We start from the raw sequence: 13845 nt of genomic DNA, 5'->3' as shown, positions 1-13845 counted from the left end.
CAAAGGAGCGGCGTAGAGATGCGTCCATGGCGAACCCTTCCTCTCCGTCGCGCATGCTTGACGAAGCCGCTTCCGAGATCAGGGCGCTGGCTGGCGCCAGCTGGCGCGGGGAGATCACCGCCGCCGTGGGCATGCTGATGAAGGCCCGCGGGCTGGAACGGCGTCTCAGCGTCGGCGACATGTGCGATGTCCTCCGAGAAGACGGGACCAAGCTTAAATGCCAGGTCGTCGCGGTTAACAATGAGTCAACATCCCTGATGTCCTTTGGCGGGACAGAGGGCGTCTCGGTGGGCTCCGTGGTGGAGTATCGCGGCGTCCAATCCCAAGTCCGGATTTGCGACGGCTGGATCGGCCGGGTCGTCAACGCTCTGGGCGAGCCCATCGATAATAACGGCCCTCTGCCGGAAGGCGCTTTCGCCACCCCTTTGAAGAACACGCCGCCGCCGGCGGTCGCCCGCCGGCGCGTCGGCCCGGCGCTGCCCACGGGGGTGCGGGCCGTCGATGTTTTCGCCCCGATCTGCCGCGGCCAGCGCATGGGCGTCTTCGCCGGCTCCGGCGTCGGAAAATCGACGCTCCTTTCCATGCTTGCGCGCTCGAGCGCTGCGGATGTGAACATCATCGGGCTGGTGGGGGAGCGGGGCCGAGAGGTTCAGGAATTCCTGCAACGCGACCTTGGCGAGAGCGGCCTGGCGAAATCCATTGTTATCGTCGCGACCTCGGATGAATCCCCGTTGGCGCGCCGCCAGGCGGCTTATCTCACTCTCGCGGCTGCGGAGGATCAGCGCAAGCGCGGCCGAAACGTCTTCTGCATGATCGACAGCGTCACGCGATTTGCGCACGCCTTGCGCGAGATCGGGCTCGCCGTGGGCGAGCCGCCAAGCGCCAGAGGCTATCCGCCCTCCGTCTTCGCCGAGCTTGCCCATCTTCTGGAGCGGGCCGGGCCCGGCATCAACCAGCAGGGCGACATCACCATGGCGGCGACCATTCTTGTGGATGGCGACGATCATGACGAACCTATTGGCGATGCGGTGCGCGGCATTCTTGACGGTCATATTGTCCTTGACCGGAAGATCGCAATGCGCGGGCGCTATCCGGCCATGGATATCCTTGGCAGCATCTCGCGCCTTGCGCCGGATTGTTATGAGAATGAAAAGCGCGCGGCGCTTGTTTCCATGGCGCGCAATACGGTTTCGACGTTTGAGGACAAGCAGGAAATCATCCAGCTGGGTCTTTATAAGCTGGGCGCCGATGCGAAGGTCGACGCGGCGATCAGGCTTTATCCTGAGATCGAGAACTTCCTGCGCCAAGGCCGGAATGAGATGATCTTGCCGGACGAGGCGTTTGCGGCGCTAGCCGAGATCATGGACGTCGATCTATCTTCGTCAGATGAAACGGCGGTTGTCGAAGCGCCCTTAGTGGAAGAGCTGTAGATCAGCTGAATCGGCTGATGGCGCCGAGGGTTGAGGCATCCATCGTGATAATCTGGCCGCCGCCGCGGCTGCCGGAAGGCAAAGGCGAGAACAGGGAGACGCGATCCGAAGCGGCGCCGCCGATCCCGTTCCTGATGTCATACATAAGCGTAAAACGCTTGATCAGTTTGCTGCGTTTTTCTTCGTCCTGCAGATCCTTGATATCGAAACGCTCTTCCATGCGCTCGACCAGGCGGTCCACATTCATGGAATTGACTTCCGGCGGAAAGCCGAGGCCGGTCAAAGCGACCTCGCGCAGCGCCTTGTCAGCCAACACTGAGTACCAATTAGTGACGCGCGGCGCCGCACGGTCGAAGTAAAGCCCAAGTTGCACGGCGACATTTTCCTCGCCGGCGCGCGCTTCCAGATTGACTTTCAGGTAGCGTTCAATGACCAGCTTCACGAAATCCGGGTTTTTAACGTTGTAATCGCCGACCTCAGCAAAGGCGAATGCCTTGGCGAAGGTTTTGAATTTGCTGTCGGTAAGGCGGTTCGCGAGCGCCAGCGGCTCTGTTATGCCTTCTTTTAGAAGCTTTTTGATCAGGCCCTTGGCGAAGATTTGGGACTCGAGATCGAAGGCCTTCATGGCGAAGCGGTAAAGCCGCTGATCGGCGACCAGTTCGTCGCCCGTGGAAATCTTGCCGATATTTTCTGCGAAATATTCTACCTCGCGCTGAACCGGTCCCGATTTCACCATCGAGACCAGGCGCGTTTCATAGGTGCGCTCATAGGCGAGATATGAAGCATAGGAGGAGATCATAGATAGATCATTGATGGGTCGCTGAAGAGCTCTTCCGCATTTGAAAGCCAGGCCGGAATACGGAACAAAACCGCGCCATTCTCCGGGTTGGAAACGGTCGTCACGATGCGATTGCTGCCCGGAATGAGGTCGACGGAGATCGCATTCTCGAAATTGCTAAGGCCGGGGCTCCCCTCATTGGAGGCGCTCTCCGGCGCTGTCACCGCGGTCGTGGTGTCGATGACGCCGGTTGGCGTTTCGGGCTCGCGCGCTTTGCGCAGCATATCAGCGGCGGCGGGCGCCGCCCCCGAACCATTCAGGGAATCTATTGCGAACATGCCTGTTGCTCCTGATCCAGCCGCCGGAAATGCTCCTTGGCGGCGTCGCGGAACCGCTGGTCCGCCTCGCTCAGATCAACGGGAAAGGCATTGGTGTTGGGTTTTTCTTTATCGTCTCCGGTGATTGGACGCAGCTCGGCGAGCGCTTTGTAATAGTCGCCCTGGTGAGTTTTCTCCATCGCCGTCAACAGGCGCGCGCGATCTTCATCGGTTGTGAGCGATACGAAGGCGACGGCGCCGAGCCGGTTCACATGACGAAGGGCGTCCTTCTCCGCATCGATGTCCGTGTTGCTGTTAATCAGCATCATCTGGATGGCGAAATAGAGTTTTTGCAGGGGCGTGACAGCGTCCTGCGGCTGGATGATGTCCTTGCCGCGCAGAACCTGCCCGAAACTCGAAACCGTAATGGTGTTCCGCCGGTCGCCATTGGTCACGACGCAGCCATTGATGACGATGCGTTCCTGCGGACGAAGGCGAATGCGAAGGCCCATTTTATCCTCCAGAGGCGGCGGATGCCGGCGTTTGTCCTGCAAGGCCGCGGATCATGTTCCGGTTAATCGTTATCAGAGAGCTGATTTTCTGCCTTCCGGCGAAAATCTCTCCCGTTTGTTTGTCGACGAATATGGCGAGTGAGATAATGCCGGCTTTCAAGCTGTCCGGCAGCGGGTTCTCCGGCTCCATGCAGTCGAACATTAGTGAGCCCCAAAGCTTTTGATTCTTTTCAAGCGCTTCCTGGGCGTCTGGCGTCAACTGGCCATTTTCTTCGATCGCCTCGAGATCTCGCGTAACCTGGAGAAAGACGCGCCGCTCGATGGAGCGGGGATTTTCGGTCTCTCGAATGGTTTCCTTGTATGCTGCGTTGCCGGTTCTCGCGGGTCTCATGGTTACGCCTTTGTTGGTTCCGTCGGACGTATCTGACGCAGGGGACGAGCCCCTGCGTCAGACGGTGCGTCCTTAACGGAAGAGTGACAGGATGTTTTGAGGACGCTGGTTCGCAATCTGGAGCGACTGGATAGCCAGCTGCTCCTGAACCTGCAGGGACTGCAGGCGGCTCGATTCTTCGTCGAGGTCAGCCTCGACCAGCGCCGCAACGCCGAGTTCGAGACTGTCCGTCAGGCTTTCGAGGAAGTCCTGACGGGACGACAGGGTCGATTCGAAGACGCCGATCACCGTTTGCGCGAGGTTCACCCGCGAAATCAGGGAGTCAGCGACAACGAAGCCGGCCTGAACGTTCGCCGTAACACCCGCAGCTGCGTTCGTGTTGGCGACCTCAATCTGGCGAGCCACAGCGCGGAAGCCCGAAGCGTTCGCGAACGCTCTGAGGTTCTGGTCGCTGAAGACCGCACGTTCCAGGATGTCCTGCTGCGTGGCGAAGGCCGTAGCAGCGCCGGCGCCGGCCGCCAGAGAGGCTTCGATATCATCCGGCGCGCCAGCCGCAGGGCCGGCGGTGATGTCGGTGATCTCGATCACGTCTTTGGTGTTGTCCGGGCCGATCTTGCCGGAGTTGGTGGCCGTGATGCCGATGCTGGCGAGGAAGGCAACGTCTTCGTCCGACCCATAGAAGGTGAACGAGTTGCCGCCTGCGCCGACGCCGAGATCGTCCGTGCCGCCATTCGAAAGGTCAACAGTGCCGTCGCCATTCGAGTCAAGGCGGAAGCCGAGGCCCGGGTTAAAGGCGCGGTAGACAGCGTCAAACTGCTGCTGCGAGCTGCCCGTCCAGACCACGCCCGTGGCGTCGCCCGCCAGTTCGAGGCTGTCGAGGTTCTGCGCTTGCAGCGTGAAGGTGGACAGTTTGAACTGACCCGCCTCGCGGATGACGGTCGTCGTCACCGTGGTCGTGTTGACGCCCTTCAGGAGGTTCACGCCGTTGAAGTTCGTGCCTTCGACCTGACCTTCGATCTGGCCGACGACTTCGTTGATGGCGAACTGAATTTCATTCAACGCCGCGCCGCCCTCGGCAGAGGTGAGCGATTTTTGAATGGTGTTGATGAAGCTCGTGATGCCGTCGATGCCGGAACCCGCGGTTTTTGCCGCGTTGACACCGATGGTCAAGTTGTCGCGAAGCCCTTCGAGCACCGTCAAGTCGCCGCGCACAGTCTGTGCGACGAGGAAGAAGGCCGGGTTGTCTTTAGGGCTGCGGACTTTGAGGCCCGTAGAAATACGGTCTTGGGTTTCCTGAAGGTTGCCCTGAACGTTACGCAGCGTTTGCAGCGCAGTTTGGGCGGATGCGTTTGTCAAAAGAGAAGACATAGTGGTGCTCCTTGTTCTCTAAGGTTTACAGGAGCGCCTTCTGACGCCGGGCGGGCGGTGAGGAATTTCACTAGACCCGCAGGATTGGAAGTATCATTGCCGATTTAAGCCGACATGAAAATTAAAGTTTTATCTGATTTCCAGCATTGGCCGACAACCGGGCGGGGCCGCGCACTGCGCCGTTTCTAGCGTAAACGCCGTCAGACTGGCGGTCTTCAATGGCTTTCATGGCGTATGATTTTACAGAACTCACGGCTTTGCGCATGGCGTCAATTGTTTTCATGTTATTATCGATGACCGCGTTAAATGAAGAAAGCCGCCGCTCAAGATTCTTCCTGTCCATATCCTTGAGCGAAGGGATTGCGCTTTCAATTCCTTTCTCCACAGAGCGGATAACAGAAAGCTTCTCGTTTTGCAGTCGGTTGAATTTTTCGAAATCGCCGTCGCGCAAGGCGCCGGCTTCGCGCTCGAATACATTCGAGAGCGACTCTAGAATACGGAAAAAAGAAGGATCGTGATGCTGTGGAGTGCGATCAGCCGCTTCGGGCGCTGGAAGCTCGGCGTTGCGATGAAGCGCTTCAAACTCCTTGAAGCGGTAACCGACGCTTTTTTTCAGCTTTTCTTCGTCGCGATAAGTCATTTGTCATGCTCCGACATTTGGACGATCTGGGCCATAACGGAATCGGCGATTCCGATGCCCCCGCGTTCCGCATAAGCATCTGCGATATGGTCTAGGAGAAAACCGCGCCACATCTTTTCGCCGGTTCCGCCGCCAAAAAATCCGTCAGTTTTGATGCCGGAAAACATCATGCCGAAAAGCTGGGACAAAAAGACGGACTCAAATTCTTTAGCAGCTTCGCTCGCTTTGTCCGCCGGCGCGCCGGAACGCAATTTTGCGGCCGCCAGCGAAGCCTCGCTTGAATGGCGCGTTTCCTGCGCCGCGTTGACCGAAGCGATGGGATTTACGGCGCTCATTGGATGATGAGTTCCGCATGAAGGGCGCCGGCGGTTTTGATCGTCTGCAGAATAGCGATGACATCGCTCGGCGGCACGCCCAGAGCATTGAGAGCGTTTACAAGATCCTGCAATGTGACTGGTGCGTCCAGAACCTGAAAGCCGTTATTGCCTTCCTCGACATTCACGCTGGTGCGCGGCACGACGACGGTCTCGGCGCCTCCTCCGCCTCCACGGCGGCCGCCGCCCCCGCCCGAGAACGGCGCCGGTTGCGAAACAAGCGGGGTCTCGCTCACCTCGATCGTAATGGCGCCTTGCGTGACGGCGACCTGACTAATGCGAACATTGGAGCCGATGACGATGGTGCCGGAATTTTCATCAACGACAACGCGGGCGACTTCATCGGTTTCAACCTCGATGGTTTCAATCTCCGCAAGGAAATCGGTCACCTGTCCATGATAGGCGCTCGGCACTTGCACTTCGATCGTTGCGAGATCGACGGAAGTTGCAAAATGGCCGTCGAGTTGCTGGTTGATGGCGTTGGCGATGCGGCGCGCCGTGACGAAGTCTGGGTTTTTCAGAATGAACCGCACAAAACCGAGACTGTTGAGCGGAAAGGCGAGTTCCCGCTCCACGGTGCCGCCATTCGGGATGCGCGCCGCCGTAGGAACGCCTTTCGTTGTCGTCGCCGCTTGGCCGCCCGCCTCATATCCGCTGATAATCAGCGGGCCTTGCGCGACCGCATAGACATGGCCGTCAGCGCCAGTGAGCGGCGTGACGAGGAGCGTGCCGCCACGAAGGCTGCGCGCATCGCCCAGCGCAGAAACAGAAACATCTATTCTGTCGCCATTGCGTGAAAAGCCGGGCAGGTTTGCCGTGACGATGACGGCGGCCGCATTGCGGGTGCGCATATCCTCGTCGGTAATGGCGACGCCGAGACGCTCCAGCATGCTGACAAGACTGCGTTCCGTGAAGGGAGCGTTTTGCAAACGGTCGCCGGTTCCTGGAAGACCAACAACAAGGCCATAGCCGATCAGCTGGTTGTCGCGTACGCCTTCGATCTTTGTGATGTCTTTTATGCGTGCAGATGCGAAAGACGGGTGAGCGCTCATCAGCGCGATAATGAAAGCGGCGACCGCCCTTGCCGCAAGGCTGCGAAGATTAGAACGTATACAAAACGATTTCATGCACCCGGCCCGCTGACGGCGTTTTTGTTTCTATTGTCAGGTGTGCCGCAGCGTTTTTAAGCGGGTTTTAAAAATCAAATTTACCTAAAATTGAAGTTATATAAATTGTAATCTTGCTAAAATTCAAACTGTTTTCGCGATTAAATCACAACAATTTACGGACACTCTGGCGCGGCTCACCAAGAGAGCGGCAGGATACGGGGGAAAAATCGGGCGGGCTATCAGTGAGTTAGCTGATATCGCAACGCATATACGGGAGAGTTTTATGCGTTTGTTTCTCTTTGAGTCAAATCCAACCATTTCCGAAGTCCTAGTAAAAAATGCAAAAACTGCGCGAATGGAGATCGATGTTCTTCATGACCAAGAAGCAGTCCTGACGTTGAGAGAGAAAGAGCTGGAAAATTACGCCGGCATTCTCGTCGGCAATATGGATGATCCCTTTTCCATCGTCGACAAACTTCGCCTTAGCGGTGTTCAGACGCCGATCTTGATGCTTTCGGACGTGAAAAACACCAGCAACGCACTGCGTGCGTTCAGCGTTGGGGCGGATGACTTTCTCATCAAGCCGGTCAATCCCGCGGAGCTGAAAATGCGTGTTCACGCAGTCTCGCGCCGCATGACCGGTCGGGCGGAAACCTCCTTTGAACTTGGCAAGCTCACGGTGCATCTTGATGGACGCGATCCCGAAGTCGATGGCGAGCGCATCAAGTTAAGCCATCGCGAGCATGCTATCTTCAACTACCTCTCGCGAAATCTCGGAAGAGTCGTGCCAAAAGAATCCGTATATGAGGCCGTTTACGGCTCCATGGATTGCGAGCCTTTCGAGAAAGTCATCGACGTCTATATCTGCAAGTTGCGCAAGAAACTCGCGGAAGCGACCGACGGCGAGCAGTATATCGAGACGGTTTATTGCCGGGGCTACAAAATGGATGCGCCGGAAAAAACGGATGTCCGCCGTCTTGGCGGCAGCGGAAAAGCGAGGAAAGTCGCTTAAATCTTTCCGCATTGGTTGGTAGGTCAGCCGGCGGCGTCTTTCAGGCGCCGCCGGCTTCTTTTAGAGGTAATTCGTCAGGCGCAACCTGGAAGCGCGCACGGTCGCAGCATAGGCGGCGTCGAGTTGTTTCTCGATTTCAGCAAAGCGCGACTGCACCTCGATCGGATCTATCAGCTCATAAGCGTTGATCTGATTGACGGCGACGATGTTTTCAATCTCGAGCGCTGTTTTTCGCTCGGTCACTGTGTTCTGGACAGCGCCGAGGGTGGCGTGAATGACGCGGGAAGCGTCTTGCGCCATGGTGAGGCGATTCAGCGCTTCCGTGACATACGGCTCATAGGCCGGCGTGTCGGCCATGGCGTTCAAATCGACGCTGGCAAGCATATAGAGCCCTTGCAGCGCGTTCCGGAATGCAACGTCGTCGCCAGTGGCGCCATAAGACAGCGGCGCGCCGTCATTGAAGCGGATGGAGGGGAGGGCGCCGCCGATGGCGCCGTTGTAAAAGCTCCGCTCGAAACTGTAATCGTCGACCGGCGGGCCAAGGCCCGCGTTGACGCCGTCGAAGACCTCGGTGAAACGCGTAATGGCGGTTGCGGCTTCTGCCGCCGTGTAAAGGGTGAAAGCCGGCGGTTGCGCCGGGGCGTAGGCTGTGCCGTCAAGGATGGCGGCGATGACCTGGTTCGGAGAAAGGCCGGAGATGGCGCTTGGCTGATTCGCGCGATGCAGCGGCGCCGTCTCGATATTGACCCCTGAAAACAGAAAGCGGCCGTCGAAATTCGCGTTTAAGGCGTCGACGATCTGCTCAATGGCGGCGTTCGCCGAAAGGCTGAGCGTGCCGATCGAATCGCCCGCATCGGGCACATTTACAATGGCGTGCTCGACAATGCCATTAAGCGCGGATTCCACATTCAAAAACGCCACGCCCATGATTTCCGAACGGCGCTCGAACGTGCTGACGGACTGAAGATAAGAAGTGTTCTCTTCATATTTCGCCCGCAAACCCATAAGCGCCGGCGTATCTTCCCTGATTGCAGAAACAACGTCTGATTTGCGGCCGGATGAAACTTCTTCATTGGTGCGCGCGAAATCCGCCTCCAGGGCGCGGAGATTGGCGCTGCGCTGGGACAGGAGAGCGAAAGTGGAAACGGATTTTAACATGGAGCGCCTCCTCTAGCCGAGATTCGCCAAGAGATCGTCGAACATACGCGCGACCGTGCTGATCACCTGGGCGTTAGCTGCATAGGCTTGTTCAAGCTCGAGCAGCCGTTCGCTCTCTTCATCGACATTGACGCCGTTCTCGCTGATACGGCGGTTCTCAAGCGTCTGAAACAGAAGAGATGTGCTCTGCGCTTCCGTTTTGATATTGGCGTTGTCGAGCAGCTGGCCAGAAGTGATCTCTGTCGCGTAACCAACTAGTGTCGACGCTGTAGACAGGCCGGGCGTCGCCGAAAAAGTCTGCTGTGCGCTGAGGCCGTCGAGAAAGGCCTGGATCTGCGCGGTGTCGCCGGTGGGGCCGAGCGGCGCCTGGAGGCCGTCGCGAAGGCGCCGGAGTTCGCCGCCGGCCGCCGGGTCCGCAAGGACGTTGACCTCGATGCGGCCTGCCAGACCGGGGAGCGGATCGGCAGGAGCAAGGGGGTCATGATAAAGCCCAGCATCGGTGAAGAGACCGGTCGCCGGCGGGCCGGCGGCGAGAACGGAAGCGTCCGCTGTCTGGAACAGGTCGATCGTGCGGCGCGCCAACTCGTCAAGTTGAACCTGATATCCCACAAGATCGGCGTCGCGAATTTGAAAGGCGCCGGCGATGCGGCCGGTGAGCGAGGCTTGCGCGCCGCCGCCCGTTGGCGTGATGTCGGCGCCGTCTACGGTGAGACCCGAAAGGCCGAAACCAAGCGTCACGCCCGGCGGCGCGGCGCCGACAGGCGTAAAGGCGAGTTGGCGTGCATCGCGGTCGAGCAGGGTGATGCCTTCTTTCGTCGTAATGACGATCTCGCCGGATTCTCGCGTGAAGGTGCGGATGCCGATCTGTTCGGCGAGGCGGTCGATTTCGCGATCGCGTTCGTCCAGAAGGTTTGCGACGTCGCCGCCCGCGGCTTGTTGCTCCATGATTTTGTCATTGAGCGCATCGATTTTCTGAAGCGCGTCATTGGCGACGGAAACCCCCGTGGCGATGGCTTTGTCGGCGGCCTCGCGCCCGGCGCGAATGGCCTCTTCAGCGTCGTGGAACCCGCTGGTCAGCGCCTTCGCGGCGTCAAGGACGGCGCGCTGTGCGGCCGGGCTTTCCGGGCTGTCGAACAGCGTCTGGAAGCTCGCTTCAAATTTTGAGAATAACGCGGCGATGGAACGTTCTTCGCTCGGATCGCCGGTTGCCTGCGCAATCGCGCCGAGCGCGCTTGACTTGTAATCGAGGCCGGCAAGAAAAGACGCCTGATAACGGATATCGCGCAGGAGAAGTGAGTTTGTCGGCCCCCGTGCGATGTCTGCCCTCACGCCAAGTCCGGCGCCGTTGGCGATCAGCGAAGACAGCCTCGCTTCCCGCGCCACATAGCCGGGCGTCAGAGCGTTCGCAATATTGTCCGATGTCCCCGTCATCTGCTTTTGCGTTGAGGCGAGGCCGGACTTGGCGGAACTGAGCGCGGCGGTAAGCGACATGGCTAGGCGTTCCTGTTCTCAATAGGGGTTAGCGTTTGAGGCGTGTGACCTCTTCAAGCATTTCGTCAGCCGTGCGCACGACCGTGGCGTTCGACGAATACGCTCGCTGGGTTTCGATCAGCGATGTCAGTTCCGTGGCGATGTCGACATTGGCGCCCTCAAGCGCGCCGGCGTTAACTTCGCCCACCCCGTTTCCGGCGCTGTTGAGCGTCAGCGCGCCAGAGGACGCGCTCAGCGTGAACACGTTGCCGTCCTGAGGCGTGAGGCCGTCGGGATTGACCACATCCGCCAGCGGGATCTCATAGATCGGCCGGCGTTCGCCGGTGCTGAAGACGGCGATCATGATGCCCTGTTCGTTGATGTCGATGGCTTCAAGTTCGCCAAGCGCGGCGCCGTCGGCGAAAGTTTCCGGATTATAGTCGCCTGCGAACTGCGTGACGCCGTTGAAAGTATCCTCAGCGCCAATGCTGACATTGATGACCTGGCCCGTGGGCAGGGTGACGTCGAACGTGCCTGCTGCCGCGTTGAGCGCGCCCGCTGCGCCGCCGACAGCCGCGCCGCCATAGTTCGGCGCGCCGGGAACGCCGGCGTTGAAATCGATCCCCGTCAGCGTGCCGAGCGGCGGACCTGCGACCGGTCCGTCATAAACTTCGAGATCCCACACATTGGGGCCGGTGTTGACCCAGTTCAGCGTCAGGTTCTGTGCGCCGCCGAACTCGTCATAATACTGAATGCCGGTTTCGAACGGGCCCGCTGAGTTCTGCGGCACGTTGCCGACGAAGCTGACGGCCGTGCTGGCGCGCGCAGTGCCGTTGATTGCGCCGATGTTGACAGTCTGAAGGCTGGTGAAGTTAGTCAGGCTCGGCGCGCCATTCGCATAGGTGCCGTCCGGATTAAGCGCGAAACCCTGCAGATAAAAGCCTGAAGCATTGCGCAAGGCGCCGGTTTCGTCAGGGCGGAAAGAGCCAGCGCGTGTGAGGGCGAAATCGCCGCCCGCCGCGGCGCTGGAAACGGTGAAGAAGCCATTGCCGCCGATGGCGAGGTCGGTGACGACGTCGCTGCCGACAATGCCGCCATTACGGCTGATGTCGGCGCGCACAACTGTGCTGGCGCCGCCGGCGCTGAACGCGCCGCGCGCGCCGCCATTGATGACAAGCGATGAAAACTGCGTGTCGTAGCGCTTGTAGCCGACGGTCGAGGAGTTCGCGATGTTGTCTGAAATCGTTGCAAGGCGCGTGCTGAGCGCTTTCAATCCGCTGACGCCTGCCTGCAATGCGCTGCCTATCGACATGTATGATCTCCCGAGTGTGCGCGCAAATCGCCCGCGCCGATCTTCCGGAAAAGCGTAAGAAGCCTGCTTTAAACCGGGATGAAGTTTAAAATTGTAGCGACTATGCGCGAATGACCTTGTGTTAGCGTCTTCCACGCTGTTCTGTTTTGAACAGAAGGTCGCTCGAAGGCGACACGTTGGCGTGAACGCTGATGGTGATGCGCCTGTTGCGCGCATCAAGAGGCGCAGCGGGGAAAAGGAGCTCGCGGTCCGCACGGCCCTCGACAGCTTCAATACGGTCCTGGGGCAGGCCGGCGCGTTCCAGAACGCGGCGAGCGGCGTTGGCGCGGCTGGAAGAAAGCTCCCAGTTTCCCGCCTTTCCGCTCGCAGTGAAGCCCGCGGCGTCGGTATGCCCCAAAACGCGAATGGTATTGGGAATAGTGGTCAGAACGGCGCCGACAATATTGAACAGGATTTCTGCTTCCGGCTTGAGATTGGCGCTTCCTGTTTCGAACATGGAAAAGGCGACATCCTCGACGATCTGGATATAAACCGCATCGGTGCGGCGCTCGATAATAATGACGTCCTCGAGGCCGAGCGCATCGGTTTTGAGCGCGATCGCGAGACGCAGCCGATCCTCAAGCGCCTTTAACTGCTCTTCAAGATCGCCATCAGAGCCCGAAAAGCGCGTTGCATCTTTCTGTGGGCTCATTTCAACGCCTACATGAGGCGGGTGCATTTCGTCGCCCATTTCGGCGAGCACCGGCGGTGCGGCGACCGGCAGGCTGGAGATGTCGGGCGCGCCCGGCGCGAGCAAGGCCCCTTCTTTCTCGTCGGCCGACCGACCGCCAAGAACGCCGTCAGCGCCGGATTTATTGCGCGAAACGGCGACCGGATTGAAATAATCCGCGAGGAGATCGCGTTGCGATTCGCTGGCGGTGGTCGCCAGCCAAAGGACGAGAAAGAACGCCATCATCGCGGTGGTAAAGTCAGCATAGACCATCTTCCACACGCCGGAATGGGCCTCATCCTCATGGCCGCGATGGATTTTCCGTTTGATGCGGATTTTCACTTCATCGGCGGATTGATTTCCCTTGGCCATCGCGCCAGCTCCTTACGCAGCCTGCGCCATGGCGCGCACCGATTCCGTCGTCGTTTTTTCAACGGCGTCAAATGTCGGCTGCACCTCGGCGAAGAGAACCTTGCGCGCATATTCGATGGCGATCTGCGGCGGGTAACCGCTGAGATAAGCGACGAGGCCCGCTTTCATGCAATTATAATAGTTGATAGTTTCATCGCGCCGCATCGCCACAAGCTGCGCAACAGGCATCACCAGCGCATAGGCGAGAAGGACGCCGAGAAACGTCCCCACAAGGGCGCCGCCGATCATGCCGCCGAGCACTTCCGTCGACTGGTTTACATAACCCATCGCTTTAATGATCCCGAGCACCGCGGCGATGATGCCGAAGGCAGGCAGCGCCTCGCCGATTGTGTTAAGGGCTTTAACGGGCCGCGACATTTCATGATGCAGGGTCTCGATTTCCTGCTCAATCAACACTTCAAGTTCGTGGCTGTTTTCCGAACCGAGGGAAATCAGCCGGAGATAGTCGCATAAAAAATTGATGCTGCGCTTGCGCGACATGGCGCGCGGATGCGCTTTGAAAAGCTTGCTTTCTTCCGGGCGCTCGATGTCGTTTTCGAGCGCCATGATGCCCTTGGCCTTGCCTTCACGAAAAATCGTGAACAAGAGCGACAGCAGATCGAGATAATCTTCACGTTGCAGCGATTTCCCGTTCACGACGTGAATGAGCGCTGTGCCAGTGTCCTTGATGACATGGATGGAGTTCGAAAGAACAAAGACGCCGACCGCCGCGCCGACGATGATGGCCACCTCATAAGGCTGCCACAGCACTTCGATATGACCGCCGAAGCCGATATAGCCGCCGATCATGCTGCAGGTCGTAATGATAACGCCAATAAAGAACTTCATTTCTT

The 13845-nt window shown here is 58.9% G+C and carries 15 protein-coding genes; 2 read left to right on the top strand and 13 right to left on the bottom strand.

The features are described from left to right. The first annotated feature begins 26 nt into the window (after positions 1-26). A complete protein-coding gene (locus ACQY5P_RS08835; protein ID WP_428410381.1) occupies positions 27-1430 on the top strand; it encodes a FliI/YscN family ATPase in 1404 nt (467 codons plus the stop codon). A gap of 1 nt (position 1431) precedes the next feature. Here the strand turns inward: ACQY5P_RS08835 and ACQY5P_RS08830 are convergent, their stop codons facing one another. From ACQY5P_RS08830 to ACQY5P_RS08795, 8 genes are all read right to left on the bottom strand, one after another. After that, positions 1432-2229 (bottom strand): DUF1217 domain-containing protein, encoded by a 798-nt coding sequence (locus tag ACQY5P_RS08830; protein WP_428410380.1) that lies wholly within the window; start codon positions 2227-2229, stop codon positions 1432-1434. After that, on the bottom strand, positions 2226-2546 hold the full coding sequence (locus ACQY5P_RS08825; RefSeq protein ID WP_428410379.1) for a hypothetical protein: 321 nt from the start codon (positions 2544-2546) through the stop codon (positions 2226-2228). The genes ACQY5P_RS08830 and ACQY5P_RS08825 overlap by 4 nt, the downstream gene beginning before the upstream one ends. Further along, positions 2534-3037, bottom strand: coding sequence for a flagellar biosynthesis repressor FlbT (locus tag ACQY5P_RS08820; protein ID WP_428410378.1), 504 nt, complete (start codon positions 3035-3037; stop codon positions 2534-2536). The genes ACQY5P_RS08825 and ACQY5P_RS08820 overlap by 13 nt, the downstream gene beginning before the upstream one ends. 1 nt (position 3038) lies before the next feature. Next, a complete protein-coding gene (flaF, locus tag ACQY5P_RS08815; RefSeq protein WP_428410377.1) occupies positions 3039-3428 on the bottom strand; it encodes a flagellar biosynthesis regulator FlaF in 390 nt (129 codons plus the stop codon). Positions 3429-3500: 72 nt separating this feature from the next. Then, positions 3501-4796: a flagellin gene (locus tag ACQY5P_RS08810; protein ID WP_428410376.1), complete on the bottom strand. Its 1296-nt coding sequence runs from the start codon at positions 4794-4796 to the stop codon at positions 3501-3503. Between the two features lie 121 nt (positions 4797-4917). Beyond that, positions 4918-5436, bottom strand: a complete 519-nt coding sequence (locus ACQY5P_RS08805; protein ID WP_428410375.1) for a hypothetical protein — start codon at positions 5434-5436, stop codon at positions 4918-4920. After that, complete coding sequence (locus ACQY5P_RS08800; RefSeq protein ID WP_428410374.1) at positions 5433-5771, bottom strand: rod-binding protein; 339 nt, start codon at positions 5769-5771, stop codon at positions 5433-5435. The genes ACQY5P_RS08805 and ACQY5P_RS08800 overlap by 4 nt, the downstream gene beginning before the upstream one ends. Next, positions 5768-6937, bottom strand: a complete 1170-nt coding sequence (locus ACQY5P_RS08795) for a flagellar basal body P-ring protein FlgI (protein ID WP_428410373.1) — start codon at positions 6935-6937, stop codon at positions 5768-5770. The genes ACQY5P_RS08800 and ACQY5P_RS08795 overlap by 4 nt, the downstream gene beginning before the upstream one ends. A 337-nt stretch (positions 6938-7274) precedes the next feature. Here ACQY5P_RS08795 and ACQY5P_RS08790 point away from each other — a divergent pair, with 337 nt between their 5' ends. Next, the gene (locus ACQY5P_RS08790) at positions 7275-7931 is read left to right on the top strand and encodes a response regulator transcription factor (protein ID WP_428410372.1); all 657 of its coding nucleotides are present in this window, start codon (positions 7275-7277) and stop codon (positions 7929-7931) included. A gap of 60 nt (positions 7932-7991) precedes the next feature. Here the strand turns inward: ACQY5P_RS08790 and ACQY5P_RS08785 are convergent, their stop codons facing one another. The 5 genes from ACQY5P_RS08785 to motA form a co-directional block, all read right to left on the bottom strand. Continuing rightward, positions 7992-9089, bottom strand: a complete 1098-nt coding sequence (locus ACQY5P_RS08785) for a hypothetical protein (RefSeq protein ID WP_428410371.1) — start codon at positions 9087-9089, stop codon at positions 7992-7994. 12 nt (positions 9090-9101) lie between these two features. After that, positions 9102-10580 carry a flagellar hook-associated protein FlgK gene (flgK, locus tag ACQY5P_RS08780; RefSeq protein ID WP_428410370.1) on the bottom strand — a complete coding sequence of 493 codons (1479 nt, stop codon included), beginning with the start codon at positions 10578-10580 and terminating at the stop codon, positions 9102-9104. A 28-nt stretch (positions 10581-10608) separates the two neighbouring features. Further along, a complete protein-coding gene (locus tag ACQY5P_RS08775; RefSeq protein WP_428410369.1) occupies positions 10609-11871 on the bottom strand; it encodes a flagellar hook protein FlgE in 1263 nt (420 codons plus the stop codon). 121 nt (positions 11872-11992) lie between these two features. After that, positions 11993-12952, bottom strand: coding sequence for an OmpA family protein (locus ACQY5P_RS08770; RefSeq protein ID WP_428410368.1), 960 nt, complete (start codon positions 12950-12952; stop codon positions 11993-11995). Between the two features lie 12 nt (positions 12953-12964). Next, complete coding sequence (gene motA / locus ACQY5P_RS08765) at positions 12965-13840, bottom strand: flagellar motor stator protein MotA (protein ID WP_428410367.1); 876 nt, start codon at positions 13838-13840, stop codon at positions 12965-12967. Positions 13841-13845: the final 5 nt, after the last annotated feature.

The organism is Hyphococcus sp. (assembly GCF_965267305.1).
Taxonomy (GTDB): Bacteria; Pseudomonadota; Alphaproteobacteria; order Caulobacterales; family Parvularculaceae; genus Hyphococcus.
The sequence above is the reverse complement of the archived record's forward strand: the minus strand, read 5'-3'. Positions and strand labels throughout refer to the sequence as shown.

Excerpts from the sequence above, each read along its gene's own strand:
- ACQY5P_RS08830 (WP_428410380.1), bottom strand. The coding sequence starts at position 2,229 with ATGATCTCCTCCTATGCTTCATATCTCGCCTATGAGCGCACCTATGAA.
- ACQY5P_RS08825 (WP_428410379.1), bottom strand. The coding sequence starts at position 2,546 with ATGTTCGCAATAGATTCCCTGAATGGTTCGGGGGCGGCGCCCGCCGCC.
- ACQY5P_RS08810 (WP_428410376.1), bottom strand. The coding sequence starts at position 4,796 with ATGTCTTCTCTTTTGACAAACGCATCCGCCCAAACTGCGCTGCAAACG.
- ACQY5P_RS08820 (WP_428410378.1), bottom strand. The coding sequence starts at position 3,037 with ATGGGCCTTCGCATTCGCCTTCGTCCGCAGGAACGCATCGTCATCAAT.
- ACQY5P_RS08775 (WP_428410369.1), bottom strand. The coding sequence starts at position 11,871 with ATGTCGATAGGCAGCGCATTGCAGGCAGGCGTCAGCGGATTGAAAGCG.
- ACQY5P_RS08795 (WP_428410373.1), bottom strand. The coding sequence starts at position 6,937 with ATGAAATCGTTTTGTATACGTTCTAATCTTCGCAGCCTTGCGGCAAGG.
- flaF (WP_428410377.1), bottom strand. The coding sequence starts at position 3,428 with ATGAGACCCGCGAGAACCGGCAACGCAGCATACAAGGAAACCATTCGA.
- ACQY5P_RS08770 (WP_428410368.1), bottom strand. The coding sequence starts at position 12,952 with ATGGCCAAGGGAAATCAATCCGCCGATGAAGTGAAAATCCGCATCAAA.
- ACQY5P_RS08800 (WP_428410374.1), bottom strand. The coding sequence starts at position 5,771 with ATGAGCGCCGTAAATCCCATCGCTTCGGTCAACGCGGCGCAGGAAACG.
- ACQY5P_RS08790 (WP_428410372.1), top strand. The coding sequence starts at position 7,275 with ATGGAGATCGATGTTCTTCATGACCAAGAAGCAGTCCTGACGTTGAGA.
- ACQY5P_RS08835 (WP_428410381.1), top strand. The coding sequence starts at position 27 with ATGGCGAACCCTTCCTCTCCGTCGCGCATGCTTGACGAAGCCGCTTCC.
- ACQY5P_RS08785 (WP_428410371.1), bottom strand. The coding sequence starts at position 9,089 with ATGTTAAAATCCGTTTCCACTTTCGCTCTCCTGTCCCAGCGCAGCGCC.
- flgK (WP_428410370.1), bottom strand. The coding sequence starts at position 10,580 with ATGTCGCTTACCGCCGCGCTCAGTTCCGCCAAGTCCGGCCTCGCCTCA.
- ACQY5P_RS08805 (WP_428410375.1), bottom strand. The coding sequence starts at position 5,436 with ATGACTTATCGCGACGAAGAAAAGCTGAAAAAAAGCGTCGGTTACCGC.
- motA (WP_428410367.1), bottom strand. The coding sequence starts at position 13,840 with ATGAAGTTCTTTATTGGCGTTATCATTACGACCTGCAGCATGATCGGC.